This is a genomic window from Rhizobium sp. Root483D2, assembly GCF_001426685.1.
Lineage (GTDB): Bacteria > Pseudomonadota > Alphaproteobacteria > Rhizobiales > Rhizobiaceae > Pararhizobium > Pararhizobium qamdonense.
In genome coordinates this window covers 136,091-155,171 of sequence record NZ_LMFB01000041.1, presented here as the reverse complement: position 1 = coordinate 155,171, position 19,081 = coordinate 136,091, and the positions used below count along the sequence as shown (strand labels likewise).

20 protein-coding genes are annotated in these 19,081 nt (G+C 59.9%); 6 read left to right on the top strand and 14 right to left on the bottom strand.

Going from position 1 to position 19,081, the window contains the following annotated elements; all coding sequences use genetic code 11:
* Nucleotides 1–88 precede the first annotated feature (88 nt).
* Nucleotides 89–430, top strand: coding sequence for a hypothetical protein (locus ASD32_RS25570; RefSeq protein ID WP_156383353.1), 342 nt, complete (start codon nt 89–91; stop codon nt 428–430).
* A gap of 404 nt (nt 431–834) precedes the next feature.
* Here the strand turns inward: ASD32_RS25570 and ASD32_RS25560 are convergent, their stop codons facing one another.
* The 6 genes from ASD32_RS25560 to ASD32_RS25535 all read right to left on the bottom strand — a co-directional run bounded on the left by ASD32_RS25560 (nt 835) and on the right by ASD32_RS25535 (nt 8,273).
* Nucleotides 835–1,728: a cytochrome c1 gene (locus ASD32_RS25560; RefSeq protein ID WP_060641008.1), complete on the bottom strand. Its 894-nt coding sequence runs from the start codon at nt 1,726–1,728 to the stop codon at nt 835–837.
* A gap of 29 nt (nt 1,729–1,757) precedes the next feature.
* On the bottom strand, nt 1,758–3,032 hold the full coding sequence (locus tag ASD32_RS25555) for a cytochrome b N-terminal domain-containing protein (RefSeq protein ID WP_060640838.1): 1,275 nt from the start codon (nt 3,030–3,032) through the stop codon (nt 1,758–1,760).
* 14 nt (nt 3,033–3,046) lie between these two features.
* Complete coding sequence (gene petA / locus ASD32_RS25550) at nt 3,047–3,625, bottom strand: ubiquinol-cytochrome c reductase iron-sulfur subunit (protein ID WP_060640837.1); 579 nt, start codon at nt 3,623–3,625, stop codon at nt 3,047–3,049.
* A 371-nt stretch (nt 3,626–3,996) separates the two neighbouring features.
* On the bottom strand, nt 3,997–5,865 hold the full coding sequence (locus ASD32_RS25545; protein WP_060641007.1) for an ABC transporter ATP-binding protein: 1,869 nt from the start codon (nt 5,863–5,865) through the stop codon (nt 3,997–3,999).
* Between the two features lie 113 nt (nt 5,866–5,978).
* Nucleotides 5,979–6,362: a hypothetical protein gene (locus ASD32_RS25540; protein WP_060640836.1), complete on the bottom strand. Its 384-nt coding sequence runs from the start codon at nt 6,360–6,362 to the stop codon at nt 5,979–5,981.
* Between the two features lie 42 nt (nt 6,363–6,404).
* Entirely contained in the window at nt 6,405–8,273 is a 1,869-nt protein-coding gene (locus ASD32_RS25535; protein ID WP_060641006.1) for an ABC transporter ATP-binding protein, read from the bottom strand.
* Nucleotides 8,274–8,667: 394 nt separating this feature from the next.
* Between ASD32_RS25535 and ASD32_RS25530 the strand changes: the two genes are divergently transcribed.
* A complete protein-coding gene (locus ASD32_RS25530) occupies nt 8,668–9,132 on the top strand; it encodes a tRNA (cytidine(34)-2'-O)-methyltransferase (RefSeq protein ID WP_060640835.1) in 465 nt (154 codons plus the stop codon).
* A 16-nt stretch (nt 9,133–9,148) separates the two neighbouring features.
* On the opposite strand, the gene ASD32_RS25525 is transcribed toward ASD32_RS25530, so the two are convergent.
* Nucleotides 9,149–9,718: an NAD(P)H-dependent oxidoreductase gene (locus ASD32_RS25525; RefSeq protein ID WP_060640834.1), complete on the bottom strand. Its 570-nt coding sequence runs from the start codon at nt 9,716–9,718 to the stop codon at nt 9,149–9,151.
* A 74-nt stretch (nt 9,719–9,792) separates the two neighbouring features.
* Between ASD32_RS25525 and soxR the strand changes: the two genes are divergently transcribed.
* Nucleotides 9,793–10,272, top strand: a complete 480-nt coding sequence (soxR, locus tag ASD32_RS25520) for a redox-sensitive transcriptional activator SoxR (RefSeq protein ID WP_060640833.1) — start codon at nt 9,793–9,795, stop codon at nt 10,270–10,272.
* Between the two features lie 28 nt (nt 10,273–10,300).
* Here the strand turns inward: soxR and ASD32_RS25515 are convergent, their stop codons facing one another.
* Nucleotides 10,301–10,561 carry a hypothetical protein gene (locus tag ASD32_RS25515; RefSeq protein WP_060640832.1) on the bottom strand — a complete coding sequence of 87 codons (261 nt, stop codon included), beginning with the start codon at nt 10,559–10,561 and terminating at the stop codon, nt 10,301–10,303.
* Between the two features lie 214 nt (nt 10,562–10,775).
* Here ASD32_RS25515 and hemF point away from each other — a divergent pair, with 214 nt between their 5' ends.
* Nucleotides 10,776–11,687 (top strand): oxygen-dependent coproporphyrinogen oxidase, encoded by a 912-nt coding sequence (gene hemF / locus ASD32_RS25510; protein WP_060640831.1) that lies wholly within the window; start codon nt 10,776–10,778, stop codon nt 11,685–11,687.
* A 69-nt stretch (nt 11,688–11,756) separates the two neighbouring features.
* Here hemF and ASD32_RS25505 read toward each other — a convergent pair whose 3' ends face one another.
* Nucleotides 11,757–12,011, bottom strand: a complete 255-nt coding sequence (locus ASD32_RS25505) for a hypothetical protein (protein ID WP_060640830.1) — start codon at nt 12,009–12,011, stop codon at nt 11,757–11,759.
* 156 nt (nt 12,012–12,167) lie between these two features.
* On the opposite strand from ASD32_RS25505, the gene ASD32_RS25500 reads away from it, so the two are divergent.
* Complete coding sequence (locus ASD32_RS25500; RefSeq protein ID WP_060641005.1) at nt 12,168–12,431, top strand: BON domain-containing protein; 264 nt, start codon at nt 12,168–12,170, stop codon at nt 12,429–12,431.
* A 30-nt stretch (nt 12,432–12,461) separates the two neighbouring features.
* Here the strand turns inward: ASD32_RS25500 and ASD32_RS25495 are convergent, their stop codons facing one another.
* The 4 genes from ASD32_RS25495 to ASD32_RS25480 all read right to left on the bottom strand — a co-directional run bounded on the left by ASD32_RS25495 (nt 12,462) and on the right by ASD32_RS25480 (nt 16,745).
* Nucleotides 12,462–13,076, bottom strand: a complete 615-nt coding sequence (locus tag ASD32_RS25495) for an ABC-type transport auxiliary lipoprotein family protein (protein ID WP_060640829.1) — start codon at nt 13,074–13,076, stop codon at nt 12,462–12,464.
* Between the two features lie 211 nt (nt 13,077–13,287).
* Nucleotides 13,288–14,658, bottom strand: a complete 1,371-nt coding sequence (locus ASD32_RS25490) for an MlaD family protein (RefSeq protein WP_060640828.1) — start codon at nt 14,656–14,658, stop codon at nt 13,288–13,290.
* A gap of 93 nt (nt 14,659–14,751) precedes the next feature.
* Entirely contained in the window at nt 14,752–15,567 is an 816-nt protein-coding gene (locus ASD32_RS25485) for an ABC transporter ATP-binding protein (RefSeq protein ID WP_060640827.1), read from the bottom strand.
* Nucleotides 15,568–15,602: 35 nt separating this feature from the next.
* Nucleotides 15,603–16,745, bottom strand: coding sequence for an ABC transporter permease (locus tag ASD32_RS25480; protein WP_060640826.1), 1,143 nt, complete (start codon nt 16,743–16,745; stop codon nt 15,603–15,605).
* A gap of 140 nt (nt 16,746–16,885) precedes the next feature.
* Here ASD32_RS25480 and dgcA point away from each other — a divergent pair, with 140 nt between their 5' ends.
* Nucleotides 16,886–17,869: an N-acetyl-D-Glu racemase DgcA gene (gene dgcA / locus ASD32_RS25475; protein ID WP_060640825.1), complete on the top strand. Its 984-nt coding sequence runs from the start codon at nt 16,886–16,888 to the stop codon at nt 17,867–17,869.
* Here the strand turns inward: dgcA and ASD32_RS25470 are convergent.
* Nucleotides 17,839–19,041: an MFS transporter gene (locus tag ASD32_RS25470; RefSeq protein ID WP_060640824.1), complete on the bottom strand. Its 1,203-nt coding sequence runs from the start codon at nt 19,039–19,041 to the stop codon at nt 17,839–17,841. The genes dgcA and ASD32_RS25470 overlap by 31 nt on opposite strands.
* Nucleotides 19,042–19,081: the final 40 nt, after the last annotated feature.

Sequence of the window (19,081 nt, the reverse complement as noted above, 5' to 3'; positions counted from 1 at the left end):
GAGGCGGAGATGTTGTCAGGGGTCGATGATCGGCTACCATACCTCGCCTAGACCCCTCCGGCACAAGCGAGCCAGCATGGTTCCCCAGGTGAAAATTTCCGATATCGCCATTTGGATCAAGCATGTCGAAAACCCGCAACTCCGTGCGCGGTTGAAGGCTTTGCCGGACGAGGAATTCATTAATCTGGAAACGGATGGAGTTATCGGCCGGTGGGTGCGCATGAAAAGCGGAAAAGACGGCCGTCCGACAGAAGGCATCCGGCCAGACGGGAATATGAAAAAAGTCTGGAACGATTGGTATAAAACCAGAAGAGGCGAACTCGTCTCGATCCGCGAGGTGCAGTTCGCAGACGATTATCTGGTCAATGTTTCCAAGCTATTTGTCGAATGGGACAGCCCGGAGGATAAGGAAGCATTTCGTGATCTGTGAAAGATACGAAACCATTGTCGTCCCCTTTCCCTTCTCAGACATTCCCATTTTAAAGCGGCGCCCGGCAGTGGTCCTTTCAGGAGCAGCATTTAATCATGTCAACCAATCACCGTAGTCGCGATGATTACTACGGCGAAGGCGACATCGTGGCCAAGCGACGTCGTGCTTAAAGACCTGTTGTCCGCAAATCTCCCGCAGCCTTGCCTCGTCCGGTGGCGACTGGCCACGATCCCCAACGCTCTTATTCTCAGAAAGCTCGGCGCATTGGCTGTTATTGATCGGCTGGCGTGTGAGCGCGAGTTCGCCAACATTTTGACTTAGAGCCTCGGACGGCCCGAAATAATGGGCACAAAAAAAGGCGGCCACCCGGACCGCCTCTTGTCGTTCGAAAGCCGTGACAGGCCTCAATGTTCCTTGTTGGCGTAAACCGACTTCTTCGTCAGGTAGATCAGGCCCGTAAAGATCAACAGGAAGATCATGACCATGAAGCCGGTGCGCTTGCGCGCTTCCAGATGCGGCTCTGCAGCCCACATCAGGAAAGCGGAGACGTCGCGCGAATATTGCTCGACCGTCTGCGGCGAACCATCGTCATAGGTGACCTGATCGTCGGAGATCGGCTTTGCCATCGCAAGTGCCGCCGCATTGGCGAAATACGGGTTGTAATGGGTGCCCGGCGAAATCTCGACGCCTTCCGGCGCATCCTGGTAGCCGGTCAGCAGCGCGTGGATATAGTCCGGGCCGCCTTCCTGATACTGGGTGAACATGTCGAAGATGAAGGTCGGGAAGCCGCGCTCGATACCGCGCGCCTTGGCGATCAGCGAGAAGTCCGGCGGTGCTGCACCATTGTTGGCGGCAGCGGCAGCCTCGGCATTCGGGAATGGCGAGGGGAAATGATCCGAAGCCACGGCCTTGCGGGTATACATTTCGCCGTCGGCGTTCGGGCCGTCCTGGACTTCGTAATTGGCGGCAAAGGTCTTTACCTGGGCCGGCGAGTAGCCGAGGCCTTCCAGCGTGCGGAAGGACACAAGGTTCATCGAGTGGCAGGCGGAACAGACCTCGGTGTAGATCTTCAGGCCGCGCTGCAGCTGGCCCTTGTCATAGTGGCCGAACGGTCCGGCAAAGGACCACTCTTCCTGTTCCGGCTTGTGGATCGGGTAATGCGGCGTGCCGCCACCATGCTCTTCCTCAGCGGCAGCACCGGCAGGCTTGGCTTCACCGGTCTCAGCGGCGAACACCATGCCTGCACCAAGACCGGCGACGACTGCGAGCGAAAGAATGCCTGTAACAAGCTTTTTCATTGTTTTGGGTTCCTTGATCTTCGCAGACATCACGCAGCAACTGGCTTTTTCTTCGCAGCCTGTTTTTCCAGAACCGCTTCGGTAATGGAATTCGGGATGCGCTTCGGCGTCTCGACCAGGCCGAGAACCGGCATGATGACGAGGAAGAAACCGAAGTAATAGAGAGTGCCAAGCTGCGACATCACGACGTAGAGGCCTTCAGCAGGACGCGAGCCCAGCCAGCCGAGCAGGATGGCGTTGATCACGAAGAGCCAGAAGAACAGCTTGTACCAGGGGCGGTAGACGGCGGAGCGAACCTTCGACGTATCGAGCCATGGCAGGAAGAACAGGATGATGATCGCACCGAACATCACCAGAACGCCACCGAGCTTGGAATCGATCGGGCCGACATTGAAGGTGATGGCGCGCAGCATCGCGTAGAACGGCAGGTAGTACCATTCCGGAACGATATGGGCCGGTGTCTTCAGCGCATTGGCCGGGATGTAGTTGTCGGGATGGCCAAGGAAGTTCGGCATGTAGAAGACGAACCACGCGTAGAACAACAGGAAGACCGATACGCCGAGCGCATCCTTGAGGGTCGCGTAAGGGGTAAAGGCAACCGTGTCCGTCTTGGTCTTGACCTCGACGCCGGTCGGGTTGGTCTGGCCGACCACATGCAGGGCCCAGATGTGAAGGACGACGACGCCGGCGATCATGAAGGGCAGCAGGTAATGCAGCGCGAAGAAGCGGTTGAGCGTCGGATTGTCAACCGCAAAGCCACCGAGCAGGAACTGCTGTATCCATTCACCGACCAGCGGGAAGGCCGAGAAGAAGCCGGTGATAACCGTGGCGCCCCAGAACGACATCTGACCCCAGGGCAGAACGTAGCCCATGAAGCCGGCAGCCATCATCAGAAGGTAGATGACCACGCCGAGGATCCAGAGGATTTCGCGCGGCGCCTTGTACGAGCCGTAGTAGAGACCGCGGCCGATATGCAGGTAGACGGCGATGAAGAAGAACGACGCACCGTTGGCATGCATGTAGCGCAGCAGCCAGCCCTGGTTGACGTCGCGCATGATCTTTTCGACGGAATTGAACGCAACCGTCGTTTCGGCGGCGTAATGCATGGCCAGAACGACACCGGTCAGGATCTGGATGATCAGCATCACCGAGAGCATGGCGCCGAATGTGTAGGCGTAGTTCAGATTGCGCGGAACCGGATAGGAAACGAAGCTGTCATGCACGAGCCGCGGCAGCGGCAGGCGCGAATCCACCCATTTCTCGATACCGGACGTCGGCGTATAGGTTGAATGATCACCACTCATAATCAGTATTCCCCTCAACCGATCTTGATGACTGTGTCGGTAGCGAACGCAAATGTCGGTACGGCGAGGTTCTGCGGTGCCGGGCCCTTACGGATACGGCCGGCCGTATCGTAGTGAGAGCCGTGGCACGGACAGAACCAGCCGCCAAAATCGCCGGCCTGGCCAAGCGGTACGCACCCCAGATGCGTGCAGGAGCCGACCATGACGATCCAGTTTTCTTTTTCCTTGCCGGCGGAGCGGTCAAGGTCGGTCGCCGTCGCATCGGCCGGCAGGTTGGCGTTGCGCGCAACCGGGTCCTTCAGGTCGGCCAGCGCCACCGCATTGGCCTCCTCGACTTCCTTGTCGGTCCGGTTGCGGATGAAGATCGGCTTGCCGCGCCATTTCACCGTCAGCGACATGCCCGGCTGCAGGCTTGCGACATCGACCTCGATCGAGGCCAGCGCCAGCGTCGAGGCGTCGGGCCGCATCTGGTCGATGAACGGCCATGCAACGGCGGCTGCACCAACCGCACCGGCCATGCCGGTGGTCAAATACAGGAAATCGCGGCGAGTGGGCTCGCCCGAGGTTTCGCTTGATATCTCGTGTTCGCTCACGGCTAAACCATCCTCTCACGCAATGTTTTGCGGAAACCGCACTGTCCCCGGCGTCGATCCGCGCCCCGTGCTGACACTTGAGCGAAAGAACAGCGCCAAATCAATAAGCCTCTATGCACGATTCGAAGAAAACTTTCGCCTTCTCCGCTCATGCACCAAAACCGGGCAAACCTCGCCCATCAAAAAAACGGCAGATTCCCCCGGCATTCCGGCGCGTTCTATGCTTGATCGCTGGGGATGTCTAGCCTTGGGTGCAAGGGGTGAGCCACATTGTCGCGGGAAAACCGAAGCCGATGTTCGCAAACCGCTTTTTGCCGCCCGGTGCGATCGAAACGCGGCATTGCAGGGCCGCTTGACGCCACGCCGGTGCGTTATTCGGCCGCAGCCTCGCGGGCCAGAAAACCGCCGGACTGGCGCAGCCACAGATCGGCGTAGAGACCGCCGGCTGCGATCAGCTGGTCATGGGTCCCATCTTCGACGATCCGGCCCTGATCCATGACGATCAGACGGTCGAGCGCTGCGATGGTGGACAGGCGATGCGCAATGGCAAGCACGGTCTTTCCGTGCATCAGCCGGTCAAGATTGGACTGGATGGCGGCCTCGACTTCCGAATCAAGCGCCGAAGTCGCCTCGTCGAGCACGAGGATCGGCGCGTCCTTCAGCATCACGCGTGCTATCGCCACCCGCTGGCGCTGCCCGCCGGAGAGCTTCACTCCGCGCTCGCCCACATGCGCGTCAAATCCCCTGCGGCCCCTTTGGTCCTGCAGATTCTCGATAAACTCCAGAGCCTCTGCCTTTTCGGCGGCGTCGCGCAGGCCATGCTCATCGGCATCGGGACGGCCGAACAGGATATTGTCGCGGATCGAGCGGTGTAGCAGAGAGGTATCCTGGCTGACGACGCCGATTTGCATGCGCAGCGATTCCTGCCGCACCAGGGAAATGTCCTGCCCGTCGATCAGGATGCGGCCGGATTCCAGATCGTAAAAGCGCAGCAGCAGATTGACGAGCGTCGTCTTGCCAGCACCTGAGCGGCCGACAATGCCGATTTTCTCACCCGGCCGGACCACGAGAGACAGGTTATCGATAACGCCCTGCCCCTTGCCGTAATGGAAATGAATATTCTCGAAACGGATCGCGGGGCTTTCGACGACAAGGGCCGGCGCATCCGGCTGGTCGACCAGCTGGACCGGCTGCGAGATCATTTCGGCGGCGTTCTGGATCGTGCCGATATTGCGCATGATGCCGTTGAACTGAACCATCATCCGGCTAAGGAGAAAATTCAGCCGCAGGATCAGCGCCATGGTAAATGCGACGGCGCCTGAGCTGATTGCCCCGGACAGCCAGAGATCGACGCTCAACCCCGCCATGGTGACGATCATGATCCCCGACAGAAATGCCATGGAGGCGCGAACGCCGGTGATGAACCGGGTGAAGCGCAGGATCGTATCCTGATAGATATCGAAACCCTGCCGCATGTAGCGGTCGTTTTCCTCGTCGCGCGCAAACAGTTTCAGCGTCTGCATGTTGCTGTAGGCATCGACCATGCGGCCGCTCAGCATGGACGACGCTTCGGCCGTTTCCTTGGAATGTTTGCGGATGCGCGGCACGAAATAGCGCGCCAGGAAGGCAAAGCCGATCAGCCAGAGCAGAACGACGACGGCAAGCGACAGATCGAGCTGCCCGACCAGCACCAGCGTCGAGACCGAATAGATGCCGACGAACCAAACACTTTCCATCAGCGACGTCACGACATCGCCGACCGCCTGCCCGCCCGACCAGACCTTGGTGACGATGCGGCCGGAAAAATCGTTCTGGAAGAAAGAAAGCGACTGACGCGAGACATGCAGATAAGACTGCCAGCGCACCAGATTGTAGAACCCGGGCGTGATCACCTGCTGATCGACCAGCGCCATCACCAGCGACACCACGAAACGGACAATGCCGATCAGGACGAGCATACCGAACAGCTCGGCGCCGTGCGCCGCCAGAAGCCCGCTCCAGCCGTCGGCCGGTTTGACCGTTGCGAGGATATCGACGACGCGGCCGACAAACCAGAACAGCGTCGCCTCGATCGCCGCCGTCAATCCGCCGAGAATAAGCATGGCGATGAATGGCGCCTTGGCCTGGCGGATGTAGAACCAGATATAGGGGATCAGCCGTTCCGGCGGCTGCAAGCCGTCGCGAACAGCGAAAGGCTGTATCCAGTTCTCGAAATAGGCAAACAGGGCGCGCAGCAGCATCTCTCCGATATAGGCAGATTCGCGCGCGCGGCAATCCGGAATCGGCCGCAACCGCCGATGATCTCGATTACAAATCCGTCATGTTCAAAAGCGGTGCTTCCAGCCCCCAATTTTCAGTCGTCATCATGGCCGGCGAACGGATAGACGCAAAACTCGAGTTCATAGCCAAGCGCCGAAACCCGAGCCATGGTCGAGGGCTTGAGGCCAAGGCTGAAACCCGCCGTCGTCGCGCTGTCGAAATAGACGGCGATGCGAATGCAATGACCATGCCCAAGATTTCTAAGCAACGACAACTGGGCCGCATATGCATCGAGATGCAGCGCCACGAAACGGCTGGCATCCGTTTCATCCAGGGTCAGCTGAGGCGGCTCACTGAGGAAGCCGCCATTCTTTCCGTAGCGGCAGGTCCAGTCCGGATTTCCAGCGGTGAAGACATCGAATGCCGCCGTGCGCTCACCCTTTATCAGGACGTCGAATTCAAAACCGATATCGCTCACGCCGATCGCCCTAGAAGTTGACATGCAAGGCTTGGAGGCGGCCTATTCGGCCGCCTCCTCCTTTTGTTTGTCCGTGCCATCGCCATCATCGGCGATGAACCCGCCGGATTGCCGCGACCAGAGATCGGAATAGAGACCGCTGCGGCTGATGAGCTCGGCATGGCTACCGGTCTCGACGATCTTGCCGGCTTCGAGAATGACCAGCCGGTCCATCTCCGTCAGCGTCGACAGGCGGTGGGCGATGGCGATTACCGTCTTGCCCTTCATCAGCGCAAACAGGTTTTCCTGAATGGCCGCTTCCACTTCCGAATCGAGCGCCGAGGTTGCCTCGTCGAGGATGAGGATCGGCGCATCCTTCAGGAAGACCCGGGCGATGGCGATCCGCTGGCGCTGACCGCCGGACAACTTGACGCCGCGTTCGCCGACCTGGGCATCCAGTCCCCTGCGCCCCTGGTTGTCCTCGAGCTGTTCGATGAAATCCAAGGCATTGGCCCGCTTGGCGGCGGCGATAATGTCGGCATCCCCGGCTTCCGGGTGACCATAGGCGATGTTGTCCCGGATCGAGCGGTGCAAGAGCGAGGTATCCTGCGTTACCACGCCGATCTGGGCGCGCAGGCTGTCCTGCGTCGCCGCAGCGATATCCTGCCCGTCGATCCGGATCGTACCCGATTCCAGATCGTAGAAGCGCAGCAACACGTTCATCAGCGTCGTCTTGCCAGCGCCCGAGCGTCCAACCAGGCCGATCTTCTCGCCCGGCTTGATCGCGAGCGAGAGGTTTTCGATCACGCCCTTGTTCTTGCCGTAGTGGAAGCCGATATTTTCGAACGCGATGGCCCCCTGCGGCGCCTTCAGCACCTTGGCATTGTCGTTATCGACAATGTCATGCGCCTTGGTCATCATGCTCATGCCGTCATAAACGGTGCCGATATTCTCAAACAGCGCCGAGACTTCCCACATGATCCACTGCGACATGCCGTTGATGCGCATGGCGAGCGATACGGCAATGGCGATCGAACCGACCGACATGCCGCTGGTCATCCAGAAATAGATGCCGAGCGCCGAGATCGCAAACAGCGCGATGCAGTTGTTGGTGTAGACGAGCACATGGAACAGCGTCACCTTGCGCATCTGCCGGTGCACGGTCTGCAGAAACGCATCCATGCTTTCCTTGGCATAGATCTCCTCGCGGCCGGCATGCGAAAACAGCTTGACGGTGGCGATATTGGTATAGCTGTCCACCACGCGGCCGGTCATCATCGAGCGTGCATCCGCCTGATCCTTGGAGATCTTGCGCAGACGCGGCACGAAATGCGTCACGATGCAGATATAGATGATGATCCAGACGATCAGCGGCGCCAGAAGCCGCCAGTCGGCGGCGGCCACAACGACAAGCATCGAGATGAAATAGGCAACGACATAGACGAAGACGTCGAGGATCTTCATCACCGTTTCGCGCACGGCAAGCGAGGTCTGCATCACCTTGGTGGCGACGCGGCCGGCAAACTCGTTGGCGAAAAAGGTCATGCCCTGGCGCAGCAGATACCGGTGCATCTGCCAGCGCGCGATCATCGGATAATTGCCGAGAAGCACCTGGTGCATGATGATCGAATCGATCGCGACGACCGTTGGCAGGCCAATCAGGATGAGCGCGCCCATCCAGATCAGTTTGGTGCCTTCGCTTTGCAGGAACGTGTCCTGCCTGGCGGACGACAGCCAATCCACGACATTGCCGAGAAACTGGAACAGTGCCACTTCGCCGATCGCGATCAGCATAGTGCAGACCGACATGGTCAACAGCCAGGGGGCCGCCGGCTTGGTATAGTGCCAGCAGAACGCAAACAGACCCTGCGGCGGAACCGTGGGCTCCTCGACGGGATAGGGATTGAGGCGGGATTCAAACCAGCCGAACATGCTAAGCTCCTTCAGGAAGCCAATGAAGGAAGGCGGGACATCCCGCATTCATCGATCAGAAACATAAAAACCCGGAAAACAGCTCAATCGTGAACGCGAGACGTGTTCGTCCGGAATGCGGGCGGTCGAGCGCAAGGATGCCGTAAAAGGAAAAGCGCGAAACCGGTCAGCCGAAAAGGACTGGAGGCACAGCCTGGAGGCTGGTGGTCATTCGAATATCCATGCATGCCTCCTATGGTTCGCGTTGAAGATGAAGCATGACTAGAATGATTTGCGCCGGTACGCCAGATTGTCCATGGCGTTTTTTTCATCATTTTTGTCTCTGGCAGGATTCTGTTGCCATTACGGCACAGATTGATTACGGCCATTGATGAAGCCCATAAGACTTGTTGATATGTCGCCACATTCACTGCGCATCGCCCTCTACCAGCCCGATATTCCCGGCAATACCGGGACGATTCTGCGCCTTGCCGCGTGTCTGGGCCTTGCCGTCGATATTATCGAGCCCGCCGGGTTCGATCTGTCCGACAAGAACCTGAAGCGCGCCGGCATGGATTACATCGCCTCTGTGACCCTGACCCGCCACGTCAACTGGGAGTGCTTCGAGGCGGTGCGTCTGCGTGAGGGCCGCCGCCTGGTGCTGGCCTCCACCAAGGCGGCAGAGCCCTATACGCGGTTCTCCTTCCAGCCCAACGACACGCTGCTCTTTGGCCGCGAAAGCGCCGGGGTTCCCGATCACGTCCATGACAGGGCGGACAGCCGCATCATCGTCCCGATGGTCGAGGGCCAGCGGTCGCTGAACGTGGCCATGTCGGTGGCGATGATCGCGGGCGAAGCGCTCCGGCAGGTCGCCGGCTGAGAGCGACGCTTCCGCGTCACGCCGCAACGCCCGCATAGGCGTTTTCGGCCCGGGCCGCTTTCAGGGCGCTCGCCCACCATTTCAGGCGCCGCAGCATCACCATCAGCCCGGCCTTGGCTTCCGCCGCCTTGAACGGATTGCCGGCGGCATCGAACTGGCCCCAGACATTGGAAAAGCTGACGGTGTCGCGGATGGTGACGGTGTGCAGTTCGGCAAAGACCTGGCGCAACTGCTCGACGGCGCGCAAGCCACCGGAAATGCCGCCATAGGAGATGAAGCCGACCGGCTTTGCGTGCCAGGGCTCGTAGCAACTGTCGATCAGTTCCTTCAGGCAGGCCGGATAACCGTGGTTATATTCCGGCGTCACGATGATGAAGGCGTCGGCGGCAGCGATCTTGTCTTCAAGCGCCTCACCGTCGAGCACCCCGTCTCCGGCGCCACCCTTCAGCTCCAGAGGATCGATCAGCGTGATGCGGAACCCGCATTCGGCCCACAGCTCCGTCAAGGCCCAGTTGACGACGGTGTCGCAGAAGCGCCCTTGGCGTGCGCTGCCATAGACGACGGCGATGGTCATTTTCTCGTTCATGTCTGCAAAAGCTCCGTTGCCGATAGAATGGAGCTCATGGTATAAAACCTCAACTAAAGTTGAGGTCAATAGAGATGCCGGAAAAAAACCAGGGCCAGCTGCCACGCCGCGAACTGACCGTCGGAGAAGTCGCTGCCCGTAGCGGCGTCGCGGTCTCGACGCTGCATTTCTACGAGACCAAAGGCCTGATCCAGAGCATGCGCAGCCGCGGCAACCAGCGCCGCTATCCCCGCAGCGTCCTGCGCCGCATCGCCGTCATCAAGATTGCTCAGCGCACGGGCATTCCGCTCGCCGATATTCAAAAGGAGCTTTCCGCCCTACCGAACGACCGGCAATTGCTGGTCAGCGACTGGGAGCGTCTGTCGGAACACTGGAAGGCCGATTTGAACGAACGGATCGCCAAGCTCACCGCGCTGCGCGACCAGCTGACGTCCTGCATCGGCTGCGGCTGTCTTTCCATGCGCGACTGTCCGCTGCGCAACCCGGATGACACATTGTCGGAAAAGGGCGCCGGCGCCTATCTGATCGAACATGCCGGCGAAGAACAGGGCTGATGCTGGGGATGGAGAATGTTATCGGCCGTCAATCGGCGCTGGGCAGACGCCGCATGGTGAATTCGATCTGGTCACCGTCCAACAGCCGCCAGCTTTCCACCTCAGTCCAATAGGCGGCTTTTGGCCAGGCATCGAACCATTCCTGCGCTTTCTGCCGCGCATCGCTCCGCTCGAGCCGGAACGTCTCGCGCACGAACAATCCGTCATTGCGTTGCGGATTGTCCTTGCGGTGCCGGTCGATCTGACGTTTCAACCCGTCGAGCGGCGGTGCTGCCGGAAGTCTTGCCATGAGCTCCTACCTTTCGCCAGTCGAACTCGCCTGTTGAAGATAGGGAAATATTCCGGGTTTTGCGAGTCCGAATCAAAGGGTCGGCCCCTGCGGCACACTGACCGGTTCGCGCCCTGCGCCGTTGCCAGCTGTGGCAAAAATCTGAACTGTCGGCCAAGATGCGAATCGGCGCGCTTTGTTGCCGCTTCAGGCCACGCCAAACAGGATTACTTTCATGGAACGACCCAACCTGCCGCAAGGATTGCCTGCGGATATCGAAGACAAGAAGGCGAGAGCAACGGCTTGGTTTCAATCCTTGCGCGACAGCATCTGCGCCGCGTTCGAGACCATCGAGGACGAACTGGCAGGCCCCTTGTCCGACCGCGAGCCGGGGCGCTTCATCGGCAAGGACTGGCTGCGCGACAAGGGTGCCGGCGGCGGCGGCCGCATGTCGATGATGGACGGCCGGGTTTTTGAAAAGGTCGGCGTTCACACATCCACCGTCCACGGCGAGTTCTCGCCGGAATTCCGCAGCCAGATCCCCGGCGCCGAGGAAGACCCGACCTTCTGGGCGTCCGGCATTTCGCTGATTGCCCATCCGGTCAATCCGAACGTGCCCGCCGTGCACATGAACACCCGCATGGTCGTCACCACCAGCCACTGGTTTGGCGGCGGCGCCGATCTCACGCCGGTGCTCGACAGCCGCCGCACGCAGACCGATCCGGATACGATGCTGTTTCATCGCGGTATGGAGATCGCCTGCCGGCGCCACGCCGTTGCCGATTACCCGCGCTTCAAGGATTGGTGCGACGAGTATTTCTTCCTGAAACACCGCAACGAATCCCGCGGCATCGGCGGCATCTTCTTCGACTGGCTGCATTCCGGCGAGGAAAAAGGCGGCTGGGAGGCCGACTTCGCCTTCACCCAGGATGTCGGCAAGGCGTTCAGCCTGATCTATCCCAAGATCGTGCGCGCCAATTTCAACAGGCCTTGGACCGAGGAAGATCGCGACGAGCAGCTGGTGCGCCGTGGCCGCTATGTCGAATTCAACCTGCTCTACGATCGCGGCACGATCTTCGGCCTGAAAACCGGCGGCAATGTCGATTCGATCCTGTCCTCGCTGCCGCCCGTGGTTCGCTGGCCCTGAGAAGTGATGCCTGACGCAAAAATCCGGCCGCTGTCAACGGCCGGATTTTTGTTGCCTGAAGAGTGCGTATCAGTCGCAGATCTTGATGCGGCGGATATGCAGGTTACCCCAGCGGTCCCAGCGCTTCACCTTCTTGGTGTAGCAGGATGGCTGATAGTAGCCGCCGCCATAATATCCATCGCCATAATAGCCCGTGTTGTAGAAGCCGATGGAGAATCCGCCATGGTGACGGCCGTGATGGTGATGTCCGCCGGCCTGCGACGGTGCGGCAAACGAGATGGCGGCAATGACTGCGACGGCGGCGGAAAGAATGAACTTGCGCATGCTGAAATCTCCTCTGTTGGTTCCTGATGAGTTCGTCTCATCCAGTGATCCAACAGTCTCACGCGCCGCTTATCTGCGCTGTTTCGAATGGAACAGGGCTGAACAAAAGGCTCAATGCCGCGTTATCCGCGCATAACCGCATCGGAGCACAAAGCCATGGTTTTCAAAGAGCGCACATTCTACGGCAAAACGCCCGAAGAGCTGATCGAGGGCGATGAGGCGGATCTCGAAACGCGGGTCGCCAATTGCCTGGCCACCGTGGACGGACTGGACGCATCGGATATTTCGGTGGTCTCGAAGGGAAACACGATCGTGCTCAACGGCACGGTAGCGACCATCGAAGAGGTGGAGCGGGCAGAAGAAGCCGCAAACTCAGTAGAAGGCGTTGCGGAAACCGTCAACCGGATCGTGGTGGCTTGATCCCGGTTACCTGATCGGGTTCTTGTCCGATCAGATCGCTTTCAGCGTCCAGCGGACAATCTCGCCGGCAACCTGTGCAAATGCACCGTCAAGACCCGCGACGAATGCCGGCGCTCCGCTCCCGCGCACCGGAACGGTAGCGCGAAATGCCTTTTGTGCCCCGACAGTGCCGGTGCGATCATTGAGGATCTTGGCGAAAATTTCCACGACGGCGGTATCGGAGCCAGCCGTCGATATTTCGAACGAGCGGATTTCGGTGATCACCTGATAGTCGATGGCGAGTCCCTCGCCCGGCTTGCCGACGCCGCCAATCTTGCCGGTATTCTCAAAGGCCTGCACCAGCTTCGCCTGCACCATTTTCGGCAAGCGGTCGCTCCACTGCGATTTGGCCAGATACTGGATTTCCGAACCCGACAGCCGGATCACCACCTGGTCGCTATCCAGTGCCTTCAGCGCCGTCGGCTCGGGAACAAGGATCTGCTTTTTGCTCGAAGAAGGCCCTTCGACAACGGGGGAAGCGGACAGGCTATAGGTGTCGTTATTGGCCTTGCCGGCACAGGCGGAAAGCGTGGCGGCAAGAAGGAGTGCAGAACAGGCCCGGATCAAACCTGCCTTACGACCAAACGACATACCGGGAAAATTCATTGCAAACACTATCCTTCGCCAATCAGCAGCAACGTAGAGGCTGATCCGGTCAAAACAAGCCAAAAAAGCAGTGAAACCGCTGCGGATAGGTTAAAAAACCGCCAAGGCGTGCAGCCTTGCCACGCAAACGTCACGTCGATGGAAGCAAAGCGCTGTTCGCTGGTGGTCTCAGCGCCAATTTCCCGTCCCGATGATTGCCGTTATGCTCGAATCAGCGCCGCGTGCGTCCGTCATATTGCTTGACCGTTTCGCCTCCGAACAGCAGCCGCTGCGGATTCTTGTCGAAGGTCGAAATCGTCGTATCGAGCGAATTGACGGTCCGGCGGGTATCGCTGACCAGTGCTTCGATATCGCGCAGGCCAGACCCCGAGAAACGCTTGAGGTTTTCCGCGATCGGACCGATCTGCGCATTCAGATTGTCGGCAACCTTGCGGAAGGACTGAAGCGTCGCGCGGGCGTCCGCTGACAGTGACGGCGCATCGGCATCGCCCAGGAAGCCGTCGAGCTTGACCAGGATACCATCGACGCGGCTCGACGCGGCATTCAGCTTGTTGGCCATCTGCGTGACATCGGTGATCGTCTGGTCGATATCGTTCTGGCGGCCCTTGATGCTCTCGGCAAAATCCGCCACCGACGCAACCGCCTTGCGGGCATCGGCGCTGGCCGCTGAGACATCGTTGACGACGCCGGAGACCTTCTGCGTGTCGATGGAGGCAATCAGCAGATCGACACGATCGAGCGATGCCGTCGCCTTTTCGCCAAACCGTTCATAGGTATCGGCCGTCTTCTTGAACGAGGCGATGGTATCGGCCACGCCGGAGGAAGCAGCGCTCAGGTCGTTGCTCATCTTCTCAACATTGGCGACGATATTGTCGATCTTCCTTGGATCAACCGATTTGACCAGCGTATCGGCGGCAGACAGGGTGGAATCGAGCTTGCTCGCCGCTGACGTGATCGAGGTCGATAGCGCGCTGACGCTTTCCAGGAATTTGTCGATGCCTTCCGAATTGTCGGCCAGCGACCGGGTGAAACGGTCGGCATTGGAGATCGTATTGGTCAACGGCCCGCGCACATCCTTGACGAAGCCCTGGATGTCGCCGATCGCGTCATTGGCACGGTCGAGGATTTTGTCGGCGGTGGCCAGAAGGCTGGTGACGCTGGACTGGTCGGCGGTCAGCTGTGCGGATGTGCCGGTGTCCAGCGCCTTGCGCAGGATATTCTCGTCACCCTTGTTGCCGCCGCTGAGCTCGATATAGGCAGCCCCTGTCAGACCCTGGATTTCCAGGGTTGCCGTGGTCGATTTCAGCACCGGCGCATCGGCCGACACCTCGGTCACGGCAACGGAATAGCGCGGATCGTTGGAATTGATGGCAAGGCTGCGCACCGAACCGACGGGAATACCGTTGAAGCGCACCGGTGATCCGACGCTCAAGCCGTTGGCCGAGCCAGGAATGCTGATGACAAGCTCAGCCATTTCGCCGCTTCTGCCATATTGGGACATCCAGTAGACAAAGCCGAAGGCCGCGAAGATGACCGCGACGGTGAAAAATCCGACGATGGCGTAATTGGCTTTTGTTTCCATTGCTACCGGTACCCTTGGGGGACGCCGCCAACGCGGCTCCTTGCTTCAATTAATCAGTCGGCTTCAATTCGTCGTTCCTGTCATGCAGCGCTGTCAGGAGGCTTTCGTGTCATCGTCGCGCACGATCGAACGCGCGCGCTTGCCCTGGAAGTAGGAGGTCACCCACTCGTCGTCGCAGGCCAGCATGTCCTCGATCGTGCCTTCGACCAGAACCTTCTTCTTGCCGAGCACCGCAATCCGGTCGCAGACCGAAAACAGGCTGTCGAGGTCGTGAGTCACCATATACACGGTCAATCCCAGGGTGTCGCGCAGTTTGGCGATCAGATTATCGAACTCCGCCGCCCCGATCGGGTCGAGCCCGGAGGTCGGTTCATCGAGGAAGACAAGGTCGGGATCGAGTGCCAAAGCGCGTGCTAGAGCCGCGCGCTTGATCATGCCGCCGGAAAGTTCGGATGGAAACTTGTCGGCCGCTTCCGGCGCGAGGCCCACCATATCGATCTTCAACCGGGCCAGCTCGTCCATCAGCTCCTGCGGCAGGTTGAGATATTCCCGCATCGGCACCTGGATGTTTTCCTTGACCGTCAGGGAGGAAAACAGCGCGCCGTGCTGGAACAGCACGCCCAGGCGCATGTCGAGCTCCATGCGTTCCTCCTCGCTGACGGCATCATATTCGACGCCGAGAATCTTGATCGAGCCGGACCGGCGCGGCAAAAGCCGCAGAACCGTGCGCATCAGTACCGATTTGCCGGTGCCCGACGCCCCGACGAAACCGAGAATTTCGCCGCGATAGATATCCAGGTTCAGCTTGTCGAGAACGATATTGGAGCCGAAACCGACGGTCAGGTCCTTTACCGACAGGATGACTTCCGTGCCGTCTTCACCCGGCTGTTTCACCGCGTCGTCTGTCATCTCGTCCTCTACATCCACCGGCAAAACCTCTCCCATCAGAAATTGATCGCCGCATAGAAGATCGCAAACAGGCCATCGACGAGAATGACCACGAAGATCGACTTCACCACCGACTGGGTCACGTGCTTGCCAAGCGATTCGGCGCTGCCGCCGACCTTCAAGCCTTCAACGGCGGCAACCACGCCGATGATCAGCGCCATGAAGGGCGCCTTGATCATGCCGGCCAGGACAGAGGAAAAATCGACTGCTTCCTGAAGGCGCGCCAAAAAGGTGGAAAACGTGATGCCGGAATAGCTCCAGGTCACCACGGCAGCACCCGTGAGCGCAGAAAAATTGGCGATGATCGTCAACAGCGGCAGCGCCACGGTCAGCGCCACCAGCCTTGGAAATACCAGGACGCCGATCGGGCTCAGTCCCATCACTTTCAGCGCATCGATTTCCTCGCGCATCTTCATCGAGCCGATTTCGGCCGTGATCGCGCTGCCGGAACGGCCGGCGATCATGATGGCGGTGAGCAAAACGCCGATTTCACGCAGCTGCAGGATGCCGACGAGATCGACGACAAAGAGTTCGGCGCCGAAATAGCGCAGCTGGAACGCCCCCTGCTGGGCAATGATCGCGCCGATCAGAAACGACATCAACAGGATGATCGGCACCGCCTGGACACCCATGCGATCGATCTGGTTGATAATGGCCGCCGGCGACACTCCGCTCTGGCGGCCAAGCTTCAATTGCGCACCGCGCACCGCCGACCCGAGAATGAACATCGCGGCAACGGTGTCTTCCCAGGCGGAGACGACCGAATTACCGACCGGGGTAAAGATGCGGACAAACAGTGATCTGGCGCTCTTGCCGTCTTCGGCCGGCTCGGGCAGCGCTTCCGGCAAGGCGCTCAGGAGTTCGATATAGCGCGGCTTGTCGCTGGTGAGCTTCACGTCGCCGATCTGCGTCATGAAGCGGCGGATGACCCAGGCGCCGGCCGTGTCCATCGCGGTGACGCCGCTCAGATCCACCTCGCCCGCCTCGCCGCCCTTGGCCGCGAACGCATCCAGCTTCGGCGTCGCCAGGTGAATGGAGACGCTGCGCCAATCGCCGCTAAACCGATAGGCCCGGGTGCTGCCATCGTCAGCTTCTGCGAGCTCGACGTCGGTATCGGTTTTCAGTTGGGAACGCGTCACGTGTGTTAGGTCTTCCGGAGATGGCTGCATTTGATAAAACGTCAGCGACTCATAGCCGCTAGAACCCGGTCTGTCACCGATTGAAACGTTTCCGTACCAAACGGTTGCCAGCTGCGCCATGGAAGACACAGGAGAACGCCATGACCCGCCAGATGAAAACCACTGCCGAACACTTTCCGATCTCAGGCAGTTTCACGATTTCGCGCGGCAGCAAGACCACCGCCTCCGTGGTGACCTGCCACGTTTCCGACGGCGGATTTTCTGGCATCGGCGAATGCGTGCCCTATGGGCGCTACGGTGAAACCATTGACAGCGTTCTGGCGGCAATCGAAGCGATGCGCCCGCAGATCGAGGCTGGCATCGGCCGCGGGGAGTTGCGGCAGATCATGCAAGCCGGTGCGGCGCGCAATGCCGTCGATTGCGCGCTTTGGGATCTGGAAGCGAAAAAAGCCGGGATTCCCGTCTTCACGCTTGCCGGACTTGCTGAGCCCCGCCCGCTGACCACCGCCTATACGATTTCGCTCGGTGAGCCCGAGGCCATGGCGGCACAGACCGCACATTATGCGCACCGGGCGCTCTTAAAGGTCAAGGTCGGAACGGCCGACGATGCCTCGCGGATCCGCGCCGTGCGGGCGGCGGCCCCAGATAGCGCCATTATTCTCGATGCCAATGAAGGCTGGACGGAAACCAACCTCGCCTATCACTTCGCCGTCTGCGCCGAATCGGGAGTATCCTTGATCGAGCAGCCGCTTCCCGCAGGACACGATGCGCCGCTCGCCTCCATCAGCCGCCCCGTCCCGGTCTGCGCTGATGAAAGCGTCCACAAGACCGAGGACCTGCCGAAGCTTGCAGGGCTTTATGACGCCGTCAATATCAAGCTCGACAAGACCGGCGGCCTGACCGAGGCGCTGCGCATGCGCGATGCGGCGCGGGCACTCAACCTGAAAATCATGGTTGGCTGCATGGTCGGCACGTCGCTCGGCATGGCGCCGGCGGTGCTTTTGGCTGAGGGCGCCGAGTTCGTCGATCTCGACGGTCCGCTGCTTCTCGCCCGTGACCGCGAGCCCGGCCTGCACTACGAGGGATCGCTGGTCTACCCGCCTCGTCCCGCTCTCTGGGGCTGAAGAACCCAGGCGGCAAAGGCAGAACAGCAGCCGATAAAGGCAACGACCGACATCGAGTAGAAGCCGTGCACGCCAAACCAGGTGTAGAAATAGCCGGAAGTGAACGTGAAGATCGCCGTGAAGATGCCGGTATAAAAGAAGTACAGCCCCTGCGCCGAGGATTCCTGTTCCTCCGGAACGCGCTGCACCAGGATATTCTGCATCCCCGTATGCATGATTGCATAGGTGAAGGCGTGGAAGCATTGGAGGGCGAAATAGCCCCAGAAGCCGAGATCCATCGGAAAGATGATCCAGCGTACGACGGCAAGGAGGCAGCCTGAAAAGATCATCGTCCACAGGCTGAACCGCCGGATGATCATTCTCGCGCAGAAGAACATCGCAACTTCAGCGGCAACCCCCGCACTCCAGAGAAGACCGATTTCGGTGCCGGTAAAGCCGATATGCTGCCAATAGATCGCCGAAAAGGCAAACAGCATCGCATGGCTGCCGTTGACCAGCGTCACGCCGATCAAAAGCAGCTGCAGATCCAGTTTGCGCAGCGCCTTGGGTGGCGGCTCCGTGAGCGTCGTCAGGGTGGACGGACGGCGCGGCTTGCCGACGCGTGGCGCAATGAAGGTCAGCGCAATCATCAGCAGAAAACCACCGGCCATGGCAGGCAGCACCATCGCGCCGCCGTAAAGGCCGATCATCACCCCGCCCAGCATGGTCGCCCCGATGAAGGCGACGGAGCCCCAGACGCGCATCGTCGCATAATCGAAACCCCAGCGCCGCACGCCGGTCAGCGCAATCGCCTCGACGATCGGCACATAGGGCGCATAGACGCCGCCCTGGACGGCGTAGATGATCAGCACGAACCAGAAACTGTGGGAGACGAAGAGCGCGAGTGCCGTCAGCAAGGACAGCACGGCCGACCAGATCAGCACTTGCGCCCGCTCGCCGATTTTGTCGGCCAGAAGCCCGACCAGCGGCGCCGTCACGACGCGCACGAACATCGGCACGGCGAGGATGATGCCGATCTCGAAATCGCTCAGCGACAACGTGCTCAGCCAGACCGGAAAATACGGCATGGCAAAACCATTGACGACCAGCGGCGCGCAAAAGAGCAAGGCGATCCGCACCACGAAATAACGCGGCGCTTCCTCGCGAACGGGAGGCGGAGACAAGGGAATCATGGAAGGACCTGACAGTAACGTGCAGGATTTATCACGCGAG